Origin of the sequence: uncultured Sulfitobacter sp. (genome assembly GCF_947499945.1) — a bacterium.
Taxonomy (GTDB): Bacteria; Pseudomonadota; Alphaproteobacteria; order Rhodobacterales; family Rhodobacteraceae; genus Sulfitobacter.
Genome location: NZ_CANMQD010000001.1, coordinates 1,857,244 through 1,871,448, shown reverse-complemented (window position 1 = coordinate 1,871,448; position 14,205 = coordinate 1,857,244). Strand labels below are relative to the sequence as shown.

The following is a 14,205-nucleotide window of genomic DNA, read 5'->3' as shown; positions in this document are numbered from 1 at the left end:
CGGATCCATGTCCAAGACAATCGTAAACAGCTGGAACGAGTGGGACCCGCTCAAACATGTAATCGTTGGCCGCGCTGATGATTGCCATATACCGCCCGAAGAACCCGCGCTAGACGCAAAAGTCCCCGAGGACAGCGACATGCGCGGCCAATGGGGCCGCCGTCCACAAGAAACCATCGACCGCGCGAATGAACTTTTGGATAACTTTGCTGGCATGCTGGAAAAGCGCGGCGTGCGCGTGGACCGTCCCACCTGCATCGACCACTCCGTTCCCGTCACCACACCTGATTTCCACACCGAGAGCCAATTTGGCTGTATGCCACCGCGCGATGTGTTGCTCACCGTCGGCAGTGAGATGCTCGAAGCGACGATGTCCTACCGCTGCCGCTGGTTTGAATACCTTAACTACCGCCCGCTGATGCAGCAGTATTTTAATGAGGACCCGAATTTCCGCCACGAAAGCGCGCCCAAACCGCGCCTCACCGATGCCGATTACCACCCCGATTATCTGTCCGAAAAGATCGGCGACACCAAGCGCCTCGAATGGGCGGCCAAGAAGTTCTTTGTCACCACGGAGGAGGAACCGCTGTTCGACGCCGCCGACGTGCTGCGTTTTGGCCGCGACCTCGTAGTGCAACACGGGTTCACCACCAACCTCAAAGGCATCGAATGGCTGCGCCGCCACTTCCCCGATCACCGCGTGCACACCGTCAACTTTCCGGGTGACCCTTATCCCATTCACATCGACGCTACCTTCACGCCCCTGCGCCCCGGTCTAATCCTGAACAATCCGCACCGCCGCCTGCCCGAAGAGCAGCGCAAGATGTACAACGACAACGGCTGGGAAATCGTCGACGCCGCCACGCCCGCGCACAACACCCCGCCGCCGCTGTGCTATTCCTCCACATGGCTGAGCATGAACGTGTTGGTGCTGGACCCCAAAACCGTCTGCGTCGAGAAATCCGAAGTCTATCAGGCCGAGCAGATGGACAAACTCGGCATGGAAGTCGTCGAAGTCGAGCTGCGCGATGCCTACGCCTTCGGCGGCGGATTGCACTGCTGCACCGCAGACGTCTACCGCGAAGGCAAATGCGAGGATTACTTCCCCTCGCTAAGCAAGTAAGTAGACCAAAAGCGCAGTTATGGCGTGAACACTTATCCCAAAGGACCATGCCATGACTGACACCCCAGACGTTGCCCAACTGCTCGCCAATGCTCAGGCTCTCGCCGACACTCCAGAAGCGACCACCGACCAGATCGAGGCGATGGTGGTCGAGACCGTCTCCGCCTTCGAGGCGCGCCTCCAGCACCACTTCGCCCGCGGCCCGTTCTTTGTGAAACTGCGCAACAAACTGGCCGCCGAGGGCCACACCGACCTCTCCCAAACCGTCTACACCTACTACCTCGCCGCCAACGTGCTGAAACACGGCGGCGGCAAAAGCCTGCGCGAGCTGGAAAAGATCGAACCTGCACCCTTCACGTTGCAAGACGAAGAGGGCAAGGCGCTGATTGATGTGACAGCGGATGAATTTTTGGGCGGGTTGGTTGAGGTTTTAAGCGAAACTAAGCGAGTCTTAGCTGCAAAATAGCTGCCATGCAGCGAATGTCGGTTTTGAGCCCAAACCGTAAGTTACTGGCATTTGAACCAATGTCGCATTTCATGAAATTCTACTTATAAAGAGCATTCACCATCTTCTAATTCTATGGTCGCTGAGACACCGACGTATGTCTCGTTCTCGCCAACTTTTGGTCCGTAAAAATCGAGTTGGAGTTTCAACAATGAAACTTCCGGTGCTTCTTCCATACGCGTCGAAATCTCTAATATGTCATCAAGTCTTCTGTCGCAAAATTCGGGAAAAACCGCGTAAAAATCATCTTCAACGGCTACGCGATTACTTGGGACATAGACTGTGAGACCATGCAACAAATCCCCACTATCATTAGTCTTTTCGAAAAACCCGAGTTCGACTGAGTTCCAATCAAGTTCGATTTCGTCAGCGAAGACTGAAGTGGCACAGCATACAGCTAAACATGCGATTGCTGTGTCCAAGTATTTCACCATGTCGTTCTCTGCCCATCCAAAAATCTGCTGTTGGCAGATGTATATCATTCTACATTACCGTATCAACGCAGTTCGTTTACTGATTGTTAGGTTTACTCACAGCGGTAAATTCTCAATAAGCCCGATGCAGACATTGGCGGAAGGTTATCCGATGTCGGTTTTGTCCGCAAAGCGGACCATCGCAGCTCCCAGCAAAAAATTTGTAGGATACGTTACCCGACTTCGATCACACCAACTTCGGTGACGATCAAATCAAGCGGTTGGTCGGTCTCCTCCAACGGTGCTACATCCACCTCCTGCCCCGCGAAGGCAAAGCCAATGGCCAATATAGCGCGGCGCCCGCGCAGGATCTCGAGCGTGCGATCATAGAACCCACCGCCATAGCCCAAGCGCCCACCTTTGCGGTCAAAGGCCAGCAGCGGCACAATCACTATTTCAGGCTCGAAGAACTCAAGGACAACGGGTACTTTCGCACCAAAATGTCCCGCAACCATCTCGGCCTCAGGCGTCCAACGCGCGAACTTCAACGGCTGTGCTTCGGCTTCGATCACCGGCACGCCCACCATCCCGTGCGCTGCCGCCTCGCCCATTGCGGGACGCGGGTCAATCTCGGTACGGATGGGCATAAAGCCTGACGTCGGCACACCGCGGTAGCCTGCAAGGACTTCGCTCAGATATTCCGATTGCGCTGCATTGGCCTGCTCGAACAGCGGCTTGCGACGGGCAAAGGCAGCCTTTCGCGCGGCTGCTTTGGCCTCGGCCATGCTCATAGAAGAACGGCAGCCGCCAGCCCGAGGAAGGCAAAGAAGCCAACCACATCGGTCACTGTCGTCACAAAGGCACCGGAGGCAAGTGCGGGGTCGACGCCGATCCGTTCCAGCACAATCGGGATGCCTGTTCCCGCCAGCCCTGCCACAACCATATTCACCACCATAGCCACCGCGATAACACCGCCCAGCGCGGGCGAGCCGAACCAGATGACGCCGACAATCCCCATGACCACCGCAAAGATCGTTCCGTTGATCAGCCCCACCAGACATTCACGGCGGATAACCCGCCAAACGTTGGAGCCGGTGAGGTCTTTGGTCGCCAAGGCACGCACGGCGACGGTCAAGCTTTGGGTTCCAGCATTGCCGCCCATTGAAGCTACGATTGGCATCAGGACAGCAAGGGCTACGATCTGCGCAAGCGCCACTTCGAACTGCGCGATCACCATCGAGGCAGCAATCGCGGTAACGAGATTCACGGCCAACCACGGCAAACGCTGTTTGGTCGTCATGATAACACGGTCGCTGAGTGAGCCCTCGCCCACACCCGCAAGGCGCAAGATGTCCTCCTCGTGCTCTTCATCCAGCACGGCCATCGCGTCATCAATCGTGATCACACCGATCAGGCGACCATCTTCGTCCACAACAGGTGCTGAAATCAGGTGATACTGGTTAAACGCATAGGCCACGTCCCCCTCGACCTGCATCGCCGAAAAGACCTTGAAGGTCTCTTCATAAAGCGCTCTCAGCCGTGTCTCCCGCTTCGAGCGCATCAGCTTGCCCAGTGTTACATTGCCGACAGGATGCAGACGCGGGTCGACGATAATGATGTGGTAAAACTGATCGGGCAGCTCTGCCTCAGGTGTCTCGCGCAGATAATCAATGGCTTGGCCTACGGTCCAATGCTCTGGCGCCATGACAACTTCGCGCTGCATCAGACGACCCGCGGAATACTCCGGATAGGACATCGCCTGCTCGACGGCGGCGCGGTCACCTTCGTCGAGTGCGCCCATAATGGTTGCCTGCTGCGCGTCCTCAAGGTCTTCGAGAATGTCAACGACGTCATCACTGTCCAACTCGCGCATCGCTTCTTGCAGGACTTGAGGTGTGAGCAAGGCGACCACTTCGTCGCGGATGGCCTCATCAAGCTCGGACAGGATTTCACCGTCAAACTCACGGTCATAAAGACGGATCAGACGTGCACGATCAAACGAACTGATCTGTTCCAATAGGTCGGCGATGTCGGCTGCGTGCAGCGGCTCCATCAGCTCGATCAGCTTTTCACGGTCGTCTATCTCGACAGCATAAAGAATCGCGGAAACGTCGCGCTTGCTCAGCACATATGCTTCGGGTTCACCGCTTTCATGGTCCGTCTCAAACACCTGATCCGACATGCGTGCTACCCCCATAAGCGTTTGGCGCAACATAGGCAGGCACGGCGTGAACCACAATGGGTTCACGGGTCCGCGTCAGGGGTATTTGAGCGCTCTGCCATTGCTTGAACACCACAAACAGGTACAACCATTGCCATGCAGAAACAGACTCTCCTCACCGGCCAGACACTCACCTTCACCGGCAATCCTTTTGAGGTGCCATGGGAGGAGTGCGTTCGGATCAACAGCGCAGGTGCGGTCCTGTTGGATGGCTCACGTATCAAGGCGGTGGGTGACGCGGATACGGTCAAAGCCGCCCACCCTCAGGCCGAGGTGATCTCTTATAGCAATGATCTGATCTGTCCGGGATTTGTCGATGCCCATGCACATTATCCGCAAACAGCGATGATTGCGAGTTGGGGCAAACGGCTGATTGACTGGCTTAACTCCTATACTTTCCGCGAGGAAGCACGCTTTTGCGACCCTGAATATGCGGCTGCGATTGCCGCACGCTATTTGGACCTGACAGCGGCAAATGGCACGACGACAGTCGCTTCATTTGCGACGATCCACCCCGCCAGCGTCGATGCACTGTTTTCTGAGGCGGCCAAGCGGGGGCAAGCCGTGGTCACAGGTAAGACCTGCATGGACCGTAACGCCCCCGATGACCTGCGCGACACGGCGCAATCGGCTTATGATGACAGCAAAGCTCTGTTGGAGAAATGGCATGGACGAGGCCGCGCACAATACGCGATCACGCCGCGGTTTTCGCCCACCTCCACGCCAGAGCAATTAAGCGCGTTGGGTGCCCTATGGGCAGAGCATCCCGAGTGCCTGATGCAAACGCATCTGAGCGAGCAGACGGACGAGATTGCATGGGTGCGGGAGTTGTTCCCGCAGGCCCGTGATTATCTGGACACTTATGAGGCGCATGGCCTGTTGGGATCACGGGGACTATATGGTCATTCCATCCACCTGACCCAGCGTGAGGTGGATAGGCTGGCCGAGGTGCAGGGCCGTGTGATCCATTGCCCCACCTCTAATGCTTTTATCGGTTCCGGTGCGCTTGACTTGCCTGCGCTGGCGGCGCGGGGTATTCCACTCGGCCTCGCGACAGATACAGGAGGTGGTTCATCTTTCTCCATGCTGCGCACCATGGCTGCGGCCTACGAGGCCGCACAGCATCACGGCTACCCCTTGCACGCGGCACAACTGATGTGGCTCGCGACTGCTGGATCAGCGCATGCTCTGCACCTTGCATCAGAGATCGGTACGCTTTCGGCAGGTCACTTTGCGGATATTGCAGTTCTTAACCTGCGCTCAACGCAGGCGATCAACCAAAGGGCCAATCGCTCAGGATCTGTCTGGGAAGATGTATTTGCGACCATCATGTTGGGCGATGACCGCGCGATACGTGCCACGTGGATCGGCGGGATCTGCACGACAGGTTAATAGCATCTTCCCGATCTCACTCACAGCTCGGTCAACACTTTCTGGCGGCGAGCACCATCACAGAATAGTCTCCAGACCGTGCAAAACCGAATTCACGCGCTTTGCGGTTGACCATATTCCGGTAGTGTCCCCGCGAAACGCGCCACGCCTCAATTGCACGGGGCGAGGATCGGTAACCTTTGCCGACATTCTCTGAGACCGTACACCACGTGTAACCCGCAGCCTTCACACGTTTCGCAACGGAGGAGCCATTGCTGCCCGTGTGACCGAAGAAATTATTGCTCGCCATATCATTTGCATGGGCTTTCGCAGCTGCATCAAGCACACGGCTACGTTTTACGCCTGAGACACCTGCCTGCTTGCGGATTGCATTGACCAGGGCGGCGGGTGAGCCGCTTGTCTGCGTAAATTGCTGGGCTACTGGTGCGGGACTGGTTGTGGCGCAGGCGGCGAGGGCAAGGCCCGTAACAAGTGTGAGTGCGATCCGCATTACTGCATCTCCTTTAACTGATAGGCCAACTGGCGTTGTCGTGACAAAAGGGCAGTCATGTCTACTGTCACCACTTCCCCCTCTTTGACTACAACGCAACCATTAACAAAAAGATCCCTTACGGTTGTGGGACCGGCCAAAAGCAGCGCAGCAGGATCCCAAGACCCCGCCGCTTCGATGCCCGAGATGTCCCAGACTGCGATATCCGCACGTTTGCCTGTCTCAAGCCGCCCACAGTCGGGCCTGCCCAAAATATCTGCCCCGCCCCGCGTGGCAATTTCCAGCGCCTCACGCGCACTCATCGCATCAGCCCCACGGCTGACCCGCTGGAGCAGCATCGCCTGACGCGCCTCCGCCACCAGATTGCCTGCATCGTTACTGGCCGAGCCATCAACCCCAAGGCCCACAGGCACACCCGCATCACGCATTGCGCGCAGGGGCGCGATGCCACTGCCAAGGCGGCAGTTTGAACAGGGACAATGCGCTACACCCGTCTTTGTTTGCGCAAACAGTGCGATCTCGGAGGGATCAAGTTTGACACAATGCGCATGCCACACGTCTGGGCCAACCCAGCCAAGGCTTTCGGCATATTCACCCGGACGACAGCCGAAGGTTTCCAATGAATAGGCGATATCCTCGTCGTTCTCGGCCAGATGGGTGTGCAGCATGACGCCCTTGTCCCGCGCGAGAATAGCCGCGTTGCGCATCAGATCCGTGCTGACGGAAAACGGCGAACAGGGCGCGATACCTACGCGGCACATAGATCCTTCGGCAGGGTCATGGAATGCGTCGATGACGCGGATGCAATCCTCCAGAATCGTACCCTCGGCCTCGACCAGCGCATCAGGCGGCAGGCCACCATCACTCTCCCCGATGCTCATCGCACCGCGCGTGGGGTGAAAGCGCAGGCCAATCTCGGCAGCAGCGTGGATTGTATCCTCAAGCCGCGCACCGTTAGGATAGAGATAAAGATGATCGGAGCTGAGCGTGCATCCCGAAAGCGCCAGTTCGGCCAGCCCCACTTGGGCCGAGACATGCATATGGTCGGGGGTAAACCGCTGCCAAATCGGATAGAGCGTGCGCAACCAGCCGAACAGCAGCGCGTCCTGCCCGCCCGGCACGGCGCGGGTGAGACTCTGATACAAGTGGTGGTGGGTGTTGACCAATCCCGGCGTGACCAGACACCCCGCAACGTTCAGCACGTCAGCCCCCTCAGGCGCGACCAAGCCTATGCCAATCTCGGCAATCACCCCGTCACGCATAAGGATATCATGCCCCCCCAATTCGCGCCGCGACTCGTCCATTGTAAGGATGATATCGGCACCGCGCAGGAGGGTTACACTCATGGGCCGACCTGCGCGCGAAGAATCGCCAAAGCTTCAGCGTGGATTTCCGCGTTTGCAGCCGCAATCGCACGCCCACCGTTATGCGCAGGGCCCCCCTCCCAATTCGTGACAATCCCGCCCGCCGCCTTGATCAGCGCTAGTGGCCCTTGGATATCATAGGCGTTCAACGCAGCCTCGATCACCAGATCAACCTGACCACAAGCAACCAGCGCATAGGCATAGCAATCCATTCCGTAGCGCGTCAGCTGGGCACGTGACGCAACGGCATGAAAAGCAGCACCTTCTTGCGCACTGCCGACTTCCGGAAACGTGGTGAAAACCACAGCTTCGGACAGGGGTCGTGCCGCGCGGGTATGAATGGCGCGCGTCTCGGTTCCACGGATCAGGCTTGCGCCCTCAGGTGTCCCGATAAAACGCTCTCCGATGTAAGGCTGATCAACGATGCCGATAAACGGACCTGCTTCATCGCCAACCGCGATCAAGACACCCCATGTCGGCGTGCCCGAAACAAACCCCCGCGTGCCGTCAATAGGGTCAAGAACCCACGTCAGCCCCGTTGTTCCCGTCTTTGTGCCCATTTCTTCGCCTAAAATGGCGTCATGGGGGCGATGTTGCGCGAGCACTTCACGCATCGCAGCCTCCGCTCCACGGTCCGCCTCGGTCACAGGATCATAGCCATCAAGCAGCTTATTATCCTGCCCCAACCCCTCACTGCGAAAATAGGGCAGGATCACCTCACGCGCTGCATCTGCCATCAAATGCGCCACACGAGTCAGTTCGTCAGTCAATGTTCGATCAATATTCATGACAAGGTCGTCTCACTCCCGTGGCCACCATGCAAGTAAACTGTGCCAAAATCATGCAGTTTGCTTATGCAACATCACTCAGCACGCGTGCCAGATCAAACAAGCGGCGGCGCTGGTCGCATGGAATGGCATAATAGGAACGCACCAAATCCATCGCCTTTTTATCTGCCAACAGATCGGCGGGAATGTTCTTTTGAGGGGCGCGTTCTTCGCGGTGCAGCCCTGCAAAGAAATAGGCGATCGGCACACCAAGCGCTTCGGAGATGTCCCACAAACGCGATGCACTCACACGGTTGGCTCCCGTCTCGTACTTCTGGATTTGCTGGAATTTGATACCGACCGTCGCGGCAAGCTCTTGTTGGGTCATGCCGATAAGCCAACGGCGCTGGCGGATTTTCTGACCCACATGGGTGTCTACGATATGGGTCATGGTAACCAAACTTCCCTGATACGGACGCACTAAAACACTACCAGAGTTTTGCTGCGGGGGCCGTGAAATTGAGGCTGCAACTGGTCTGGCTACTGGGGCGGGACCTTAGGCGATGTATGCAGCCCCGCAAAGGGCTATGAACCGCAGTATTTCTCACGAAGTTGCGACAGAAATTCTACCTTCTTTGACTACAAATCATATGGCCGACGCGAAGGTGTTTTCCGACTGCACCATATGTTTAACGAATACTCTGCTGCATTTGCCGCAACAGTGAACTGATGATTTCTGGCAGAAATGAAAACAATATGAGACACTTGAATCCCGCCACCTAACCTTGCCCCCCTGCCCGTTTTGCTGGCCCCGCCCTTGGCCACAGACCACAGAAGGCAACGAGGCAGGCACGGTGCAGCCCTATTTTTCGCCCAAACGCGCCCGCAGCAAGGTCGCAAGCTGCTGCATGGGTTCCGAAACGTCACCTTGGGCGATATACATATTTATTAGTTGATCAGGCAGATCCGGCAATGCACCAGCGTGATCGATTCGCGCAAATTGCTGCGGCTCTGTACCCTCAATCGCGGTGTGTACGGCCAAATCGGCACTAACAGTAGCATGGATCGCGCTATCGTTGTCAGTCTCGAGCAGCATCTGCCAGTCAATCCCCGCGCGGTCCAACGCTCCCACAACCAAGGGGCGAAACGTACACAGGCGACCATAGGCAATGCTCAGCGGCCTTTGTCGCCATGCTGCCCCGCCCCGCGCACCGATCCAGTGGAGCGGCCGCTTCGCCAATGTGACACCGCCTGCCGCCACGTCGGTTTCTGTGGTCAGGATGATGTCGCATTCACCCTTTGCAAACATCTCTTTCAGGGTGCGGGTGTGACACGATTCCAGCATGATCCGAATGGCGGGGAACATCGCATTGAACTGCTTGAGAACTTGGGGAATCGCAGGATTCACGATGTCATGTGGCACCCCGAGCCGCAGACTTCCCGCAAACTCCTGCGCCGTCAGGCGTGCCACAGCCTCGTCATTCATGGCGACCATACGGCGGGCATAGCTCAGGAGTTGGTCACCGCTTGCAGTAAAGGCAATAGAGCGGCCGCTGCGATCAAGCAGTTGGACGTCCAGCAATTCCTCCAACCGCTTTAGCTGCATCGACACAGCCGACTGTGTGAGGTGCAAAAAACCCGCTGCACGCGTAACACCGCCAGCATCAGCAACAGCGACCAAGGCGCGTAGGGTCGCAAGATCGAGATTTCTCATACATCACCAATTCAAATGAGTCACATCAATAACATTGGTTATCATTATGACCCAGTCCATGTCATTCATCAAGGACCGGAATGTAAATTCAAATTAGCATCACATATAATGGAGCATCCTCATGCGTATCGCCCTTACCCAATCCGCCTCCAGCCAGCGCCCCGCACGGCTTTCTCTGCGCAGCGCCCTCGCGTTACTGCGCAGCCGACGCGCCCTTGCAGCACTGGCCCCCGAACAGCTACAAGATGTGGGGCTAACATCCGAAGAGGCACAAGCCGAAGCACAAAAACCCGTCTGGGACGCCCCTGCGTCATGGAAGTGTTAACCAAAGCGAAAAACCTGACCGAAAAACCTTGAAATACATGGCATCTGTCACGATATTAGCGCTATCCCCGCCGGAAAATCTTTGTGCGGGCCAGCTTTAGGGAGTTTTACATGGCAGACGTGAATACAATCCGGACCAGTGCCGGAAGCCGCACCGCCGCGATTGATGAAGGCCTGCGCGCACACATGAGCAAAGTTTACGGCACAATGTCCGTAGGCATGCTGATTACTTTCGCCGCCGCTTGGGCGATTTCAGGCCTTGCGGTCACATCCGATCCCGCTGGCGCCACGATGGCACTGCGTGAAGGTCAGTACCTCACAGGTCTGGGTCAGGCGCTTTATGCTTCTCCGCTCAAATGGGTTGTGATGTTCGCTCCGCTTGCGTTCGTCTTCGGCTTTAGCGCGATGATCAACAAAATGTCCGCTGCCACAGCGCAGCTGATGTTCTACGCCTTTGCGTTTGTCATGGGCTTGTCGATCAGCTCCATCTTCCTTGTGTTCACTGGCGCGTCGATCATTCAAGTCTTCTTGATCACCTCCATCGCCTTCGCGGGTTTGTCCATCTATGGCTATACCACGAAAAAGGACATTTCCGGTTGGGGTACATTCCTGATCATGGGTGTGATTGGCCTGATCGCTGCGTCGATCATCAACCTCTTCATGCAGAGCGATGCGATGACATTTGCGATCTCCGCAATCGGTGTTCTGATCTTTGCTGGCCTGACCGCATATGACACCCAGCGCATCAAGACCGACTACATCGCCCACGCACAGCACGGCGACACAGAGTGGCTTGGTAAATCCGCGATCATGGGCGCGCTGAGCCTGTACCTGAACTTCATCAACATGTTCATGATGTTGCTGCAGCTTTTCGGCAACCGCGAATAACCCGCCTGATGGTGCATGATCATCGGGCCGACCCCTTGCCGGGTCGGCCTTTTTTGTGGTCGCTGCGTCACCTGCGCCGCGGGACGCGCCTGTGCAGGAATGACACGTCAACGCTGCCTTGACCCCATTGCTCTCCCCCCGCCAGCCGTCAGATCGTGGCAAGCCAGTCGCGAACCTGCGCAGCGCTCCGCAAGTGCACCGTTTTCGCGCACTGCCGGGGACCGATCAACAGCTTGGCGACCTTGTCGCGCTGGCTTTGGCGGGTACGCCAGATATAGCGGAAAAAGCGGAGTGTGTGACGGTTGGGCCGCTCTATGCATCCGTTGGGCAGGCCAAGGCGGTTACGCCCCGCATAGCGAAAGGTCCGCATGATGACCCGCCACAACCGTGAGGCAACGGGCAAATCCAGCCAGACCAGCATATCAGCACGGACAGCCCGTTGAGCACAGGTTGTTGAAACACCGCCCTCGAATATCCAGGCGTCTTGTGCCTCGATAGCGCGTGCGCGTCGAATTTTTTCGGCACGGTCGCGCGCCACCCAGCCGTCTTGCCAGTGGATCTGGTCCATGTGGTAGACAGGTAGGTTCAGGCGCGCACCCAACTGCACCGCCAGCGTTGATTTACCGGAGCCGGGCCCGCCAATAATCATGATGCGGCGCATAGTGGCCTCTTAAAGACGAAAGGCCGCGCATTGCTGCACGGCCATAACGTTTGGAAAAAGAAACTGATCCTACTTGATCTTGCCTTCTTTGTATTCAACGTGCTTGCGCGCTACGGGGTCATATTTCTTCATAACCATCTTTTCGGTCATGGTGCGCGCGTTCTTTTTGGTGACGTAGAAATGGCCTGTGCCCGCGGACGAGTTCAGACGGATCTTGATCGTGGTTGGCTTAGCCATTTTGTATTCTCCTGTGCGGCGCTGCATACCCCTTGATATGTGCGCGTAATCTCTAAGTTTCGGGTTCTACCCCTGCCACGCCCTGAGTCAACCCCGTATCGCGCAACACTGGCCTCAAGAGGCGGAAAACTCCAATTTTCCGGCACAGAGTTTAGGAAAACTATGCCCCACTTCGAATAAGTATGCGCGGAAGGCCTGTAAGCCGGATTTTGTCCCGATGAGTCGCTAGGCAACACATCATAGATGACCATTCCTCTGACCCTGCCGTTACCGACAAAGCTACAGCCGCCAACCCGGACCTGCTGGAGCATAAGAGGCTCCGCTGATCTGCCCGAAGACAGATGCAGCACGCGGTCCCTATTTGGCGTTGCTCCAAGTGGGGCTTGCCATGCCGCCGCTGTTGCCAGCCGCGCGGTGGGCTCTTACCCCACCGTTTCACCCTTACCTGCCGACACACCAAAGCGAACTCTGGCACGACAGGCGGTTTATTTTCTGTGGCGCTTTCCGTCGGGTTGCCCCGCCCGGGCGTTACCCGGCACCGTTTCTTATTGGAGTCCGGACTTTCCTCCCCATTACCCGAAGATAACAAAGCAGCCATCCAGCCTTCCGCGCAAGAAGGGCAGTACGCCCAACGCGGGCCTTTGGTCAATGGCGATATTTTTGCCCTCTTGGTTCTAAAGAACGAAATCAGCCTTTTGCAGCGGACCTCTGCGCCAAGGTGCGCGGCGTAGCCGGGTCGTGTGCAGCAGCGTATCAAAGTCGGCCTCAGCAGTATAGCCAACCGCACTTGCCGCGTCTCTAAACGCTACCTCGTCGAGGACACCGGTTGCACGATCCTGCGCACCAGCGGCGAGGCCCCGCCGTTCAAGCCGTGCCCAATCGAAATGTGGGCCGGGGTCGGTTTTGCGGCCCGGCGCCATGTCAGAATGTCCGATCACACCCGACGCAGGTATATTCCAGCGCTGCATAATGCCGCGTAGCAATTCCTCAAGAACTGCCATTTGTGGCTCAGAAAACGGATGATGACCACGGTTGTCCAGCTCGATCCCGATAGAGCGTGAGTTGATGTCATCGACGCCACACCACGCCCCTGCCCCTGCATGCCATGCGCGGGCCGCCTCCTCTACCATTTGGATAACGTCGCCCCGCGTACCGATCAGGTAGTGGGCAGAGACTTCGGCAGTGGGGTCGCACAAACGCTCAAGGGCCGCTTCGGCGGTCTCCATCGCGGTATAGTGGATAACGATAAATGCAGGTGTCAGTCCGTTGCGCCGCGGCCCGCAATTGGGCGAATGATGCAGCTGCACCTCGGCGCCCACGTTATCCGCTGTTTGCTGTGCGGTAAACCGAGGGGTCCCAGCGACAGGCATACCCGTCCCCGTCAGGGTCCATGCCATTGCGATCTCTCTTCGGACCGCCAGCCGCGAGGAACGCGGCTTGTGCCTGATCCTTGAATTGGTACTGGCTACAGCTGCGCTCATACTTTCTTTGTGCGTTGAACCCGCTACGACGGTAAACTTTTGTGCCAACCGGATGTGTGGTCGACAGCGCATAGGCCACAATATTTGGGCCAGTCTCGGTCCGCTGCGGCAGCGCTTGGGGCTGAATGACCTGATATTGGGCACGGTTGGCAGCAAGGCGCGCTGCATCGCTTTCAATGCTGCGCTCACCAGATACGGCGTCAAAGTTATTTTCGCGACTGATACCAGTTGTGTTGTCAATAACGGCAGGGGGCGGATTGGACGGGCTTGCTACCAGCGGCGGCACACCAGAGTTGTTGGCCGTTGCAGCAAGGGTTTCTGCATCCGCACTCTGATTTGTTTGCGCCAACAGTGCAGTTGTCTGTGCGGCTGTGTCAGCAGCTGATCCCGAAGCGGGCAATGGCTGTGCGCTTACGGAAGGGGCTGCCGGCACAATGTTTCCGGCGGCCAGTGCAGCATCACGATTGGCACGCTGGGCATCAAATGTCTGGTCAAAGCCTACGCCGAAACGGCTGTCTTCCGGCACGGCTGGCTGACAGGCCACAAGGCCTGCCACTGCACATGCACCCAATACAATTCTAACACTCATCATCTCAATAGCCTGCATTTGTTACGCATTAGAGCG

17 protein-coding genes and 1 other RNA gene are annotated in these 14,205 nt (G+C 57.2%); 5 read left to right on the top strand and 13 right to left on the bottom strand.

Annotated elements, in window-relative coordinates; all coding sequences use genetic code 11:
- The first annotated feature begins 7 nt into the window (after positions 1 to 7).
- Both Q0775_RS09330 and Q0775_RS09325 read left to right on the top strand, forming a co-directional pair.
- Positions 8 to 1,123 (top strand): serine/threonine protein kinase, encoded by a 1,116-nt coding sequence (locus Q0775_RS09330; RefSeq protein ID WP_298859565.1) that lies wholly within the window; start codon positions 8 to 10, stop codon positions 1,121 to 1,123.
- Positions 1,124 to 1,175: 52 nt separating this feature from the next.
- Positions 1,176 to 1,589, top strand: coding sequence for a hypothetical protein (locus Q0775_RS09325; protein WP_298859562.1), 414 nt, complete (start codon positions 1,176 to 1,178; stop codon positions 1,587 to 1,589).
- A gap of 83 nt (positions 1,590 to 1,672) precedes the next feature.
- On the opposite strand, the gene Q0775_RS09320 is transcribed toward Q0775_RS09325, so the two are convergent.
- The 3 genes from Q0775_RS09320 to mgtE all read right to left on the bottom strand — a co-directional run bounded on the left by Q0775_RS09320 (position 1,673) and on the right by mgtE (position 4,223).
- The gene (locus Q0775_RS09320; protein ID WP_298859560.1) at positions 1,673 to 2,050 is read right to left on the bottom strand and encodes a hypothetical protein; all 378 of its coding nucleotides are present in this window, start codon (positions 2,048 to 2,050) and stop codon (positions 1,673 to 1,675) included.
- 224 nt (positions 2,051 to 2,274) lie between these two features.
- Positions 2,275 to 2,832: a 5-formyltetrahydrofolate cyclo-ligase gene (locus Q0775_RS09315; protein ID WP_298859558.1), complete on the bottom strand. Its 558-nt coding sequence runs from the start codon at positions 2,830 to 2,832 to the stop codon at positions 2,275 to 2,277.
- Entirely contained in the window at positions 2,829 to 4,223 is a 1,395-nt protein-coding gene (gene mgtE, locus Q0775_RS09310; protein WP_298859557.1) for a magnesium transporter, read from the bottom strand. Before mgtE ends, Q0775_RS09315 begins: the two co-directional genes overlap by 4 nt.
- A 135-nt stretch (positions 4,224 to 4,358) precedes the next feature.
- On the opposite strand from mgtE, the gene guaD reads away from it, so the two are divergent.
- On the top strand, positions 4,359 to 5,654 hold the full coding sequence (gene guaD, locus Q0775_RS09305) for a guanine deaminase (protein WP_298859556.1): 1,296 nt from the start codon (positions 4,359 to 4,361) through the stop codon (positions 5,652 to 5,654).
- Positions 5,655 to 5,685: 31 nt separating this feature from the next.
- Here the strand turns inward: guaD and Q0775_RS09300 are convergent, their stop codons facing one another.
- The 5 genes from Q0775_RS09300 to Q0775_RS09280 all read right to left on the bottom strand — a co-directional run bounded on the left by Q0775_RS09300 (position 5,686) and on the right by Q0775_RS09280 (position 9,989).
- Positions 5,686 to 6,144 (bottom strand): CAP domain-containing protein, encoded by a 459-nt coding sequence (locus Q0775_RS09300; RefSeq protein ID WP_298859554.1) that lies wholly within the window; start codon positions 6,142 to 6,144, stop codon positions 5,686 to 5,688.
- Positions 6,144 to 7,490 carry an 8-oxoguanine deaminase gene (locus tag Q0775_RS09295; protein WP_298859552.1) on the bottom strand — a complete coding sequence of 449 codons (1,347 nt, stop codon included), beginning with the start codon at positions 7,488 to 7,490 and terminating at the stop codon, positions 6,144 to 6,146. The genes Q0775_RS09300 and Q0775_RS09295 overlap by 1 nt, the downstream gene beginning before the upstream one ends.
- Positions 7,487 to 8,296: a histidinol-phosphatase gene (hisN, locus tag Q0775_RS09290; protein ID WP_298859550.1), complete on the bottom strand. Its 810-nt coding sequence runs from the start codon at positions 8,294 to 8,296 to the stop codon at positions 7,487 to 7,489. Before hisN ends, Q0775_RS09295 begins: the two co-directional genes overlap by 4 nt.
- A 64-nt stretch (positions 8,297 to 8,360) precedes the next feature.
- Positions 8,361 to 8,726: a helix-turn-helix transcriptional regulator gene (locus Q0775_RS09285; RefSeq protein ID WP_298859548.1), complete on the bottom strand. Its 366-nt coding sequence runs from the start codon at positions 8,724 to 8,726 to the stop codon at positions 8,361 to 8,363.
- 411 nt (positions 8,727 to 9,137) lie between these two features.
- Complete coding sequence (locus Q0775_RS09280; protein WP_298859546.1) at positions 9,138 to 9,989, bottom strand: LysR family transcriptional regulator; 852 nt, start codon at positions 9,987 to 9,989, stop codon at positions 9,138 to 9,140.
- A gap of 121 nt (positions 9,990 to 10,110) precedes the next feature.
- Here Q0775_RS09280 and Q0775_RS09275 point away from each other — a divergent pair, with 121 nt between their 5' ends.
- Together Q0775_RS09275 and Q0775_RS09270 are read left to right on the top strand one after the other, a co-directional pair.
- On the top strand, positions 10,111 to 10,314 hold the full coding sequence (locus Q0775_RS09275) for a DUF1127 domain-containing protein (protein WP_298859545.1): 204 nt from the start codon (positions 10,111 to 10,113) through the stop codon (positions 10,312 to 10,314).
- A gap of 110 nt (positions 10,315 to 10,424) precedes the next feature.
- Entirely contained in the window at positions 10,425 to 11,201 is a 777-nt protein-coding gene (locus tag Q0775_RS09270; protein WP_298859544.1) for a Bax inhibitor-1/YccA family protein, read from the top strand.
- Positions 11,202 to 11,349: 148 nt separating this feature from the next.
- On the opposite strand, the gene Q0775_RS09265 is transcribed toward Q0775_RS09270, so the two are convergent.
- The 5 genes from Q0775_RS09265 to Q0775_RS09245 all read right to left on the bottom strand — a co-directional run bounded on the left by Q0775_RS09265 (position 11,350) and on the right by Q0775_RS09245 (position 14,187).
- A complete protein-coding gene (locus Q0775_RS09265) occupies positions 11,350 to 11,862 on the bottom strand; it encodes an AAA family ATPase (protein ID WP_298859543.1) in 513 nt (170 codons plus the stop codon).
- Positions 11,863 to 11,931: 69 nt separating this feature from the next.
- Positions 11,932 to 12,099, bottom strand: a complete 168-nt coding sequence (gene rpmG / locus Q0775_RS09260) for a 50S ribosomal protein L33 (protein ID WP_025061397.1) — start codon at positions 12,097 to 12,099, stop codon at positions 11,932 to 11,934.
- 182 nt (positions 12,100 to 12,281) lie between these two features.
- Positions 12,282 to 12,709, bottom strand: an RNA gene (gene rnpB / locus Q0775_RS09255) — RNase P RNA component class A.
- Positions 12,710 to 12,773: 64 nt separating this feature from the next.
- The gene (locus Q0775_RS09250) at positions 12,774 to 13,496 is read right to left on the bottom strand and encodes an N-acetylmuramoyl-L-alanine amidase (protein WP_298859536.1); all 723 of its coding nucleotides are present in this window, start codon (positions 13,494 to 13,496) and stop codon (positions 12,774 to 12,776) included.
- Positions 13,420 to 14,187, bottom strand: coding sequence for a hypothetical protein (locus Q0775_RS09245; protein ID WP_298859534.1), 768 nt, complete (start codon positions 14,185 to 14,187; stop codon positions 13,420 to 13,422). The genes Q0775_RS09250 and Q0775_RS09245 overlap by 77 nt, the downstream gene beginning before the upstream one ends.
- Positions 14,188 to 14,205 lie beyond the last annotated feature (18 nt).

What these genes read in the sequence shown, in the direction of transcription:
- Q0775_RS09270 (WP_298859544.1), top strand. Translation starts at nt 10,425, where the DNA reads ATGGCAGACGTGAATACAATCCGGACCAGTGCCGGAAGCCGCACCGCC.
- Q0775_RS09265 (WP_298859543.1), bottom strand. Translation starts at nt 11,862, where the DNA reads ATGCGCCGCATCATGATTATTGGCGGGCCCGGCTCCGGTAAATCAACG.
- Q0775_RS09250 (WP_298859536.1), bottom strand. Translation starts at nt 13,496, where the DNA reads ATGGCATGGACCCTGACGGGGACGGGTATGCCTGTCGCTGGGACCCCT.
- Q0775_RS09330 (WP_298859565.1), top strand. Translation starts at nt 8, where the DNA reads ATGTCCAAGACAATCGTAAACAGCTGGAACGAGTGGGACCCGCTCAAA.
- mgtE (WP_298859557.1), bottom strand. Translation starts at nt 4,223, where the DNA reads ATGTCGGATCAGGTGTTTGAGACGGACCATGAAAGCGGTGAACCCGAA.
- Q0775_RS09285 (WP_298859548.1), bottom strand. Translation starts at nt 8,726, where the DNA reads ATGACCCATATCGTAGACACCCATGTGGGTCAGAAAATCCGCCAGCGC.
- hisN (WP_298859550.1), bottom strand. Translation starts at nt 8,296, where the DNA reads ATGAATATTGATCGAACATTGACTGACGAACTGACTCGTGTGGCGCAT.
- Q0775_RS09315 (WP_298859558.1), bottom strand. Translation starts at nt 2,832, where the DNA reads ATGAGCATGGCCGAGGCCAAAGCAGCCGCGCGAAAGGCTGCCTTTGCC.
- Q0775_RS09300 (WP_298859554.1), bottom strand. Translation starts at nt 6,144, where the DNA reads ATGCGGATCGCACTCACACTTGTTACGGGCCTTGCCCTCGCCGCCTGC.
- Q0775_RS09280 (WP_298859546.1), bottom strand. Translation starts at nt 9,989, where the DNA reads ATGAGAAATCTCGATCTTGCGACCCTACGCGCCTTGGTCGCTGTTGCT.
- Q0775_RS09325 (WP_298859562.1), top strand. Translation starts at nt 1,176, where the DNA reads ATGACTGACACCCCAGACGTTGCCCAACTGCTCGCCAATGCTCAGGCT.
- Q0775_RS09295 (WP_298859552.1), bottom strand. Translation starts at nt 7,490, where the DNA reads ATGAGTGTAACCCTCCTGCGCGGTGCCGATATCATCCTTACAATGGAC.
- rpmG (WP_025061397.1), bottom strand. Translation starts at nt 12,099, where the DNA reads ATGGCTAAGCCAACCACGATCAAGATCCGTCTGAACTCGTCCGCGGGC.
- Q0775_RS09275 (WP_298859545.1), top strand. Translation starts at nt 10,111, where the DNA reads ATGCGTATCGCCCTTACCCAATCCGCCTCCAGCCAGCGCCCCGCACGG.
- guaD (WP_298859556.1), top strand. Translation starts at nt 4,359, where the DNA reads ATGCAGAAACAGACTCTCCTCACCGGCCAGACACTCACCTTCACCGGC.
- Q0775_RS09245 (WP_298859534.1), bottom strand. Translation starts at nt 14,187, where the DNA reads ATGCAGGCTATTGAGATGATGAGTGTTAGAATTGTATTGGGTGCATGT.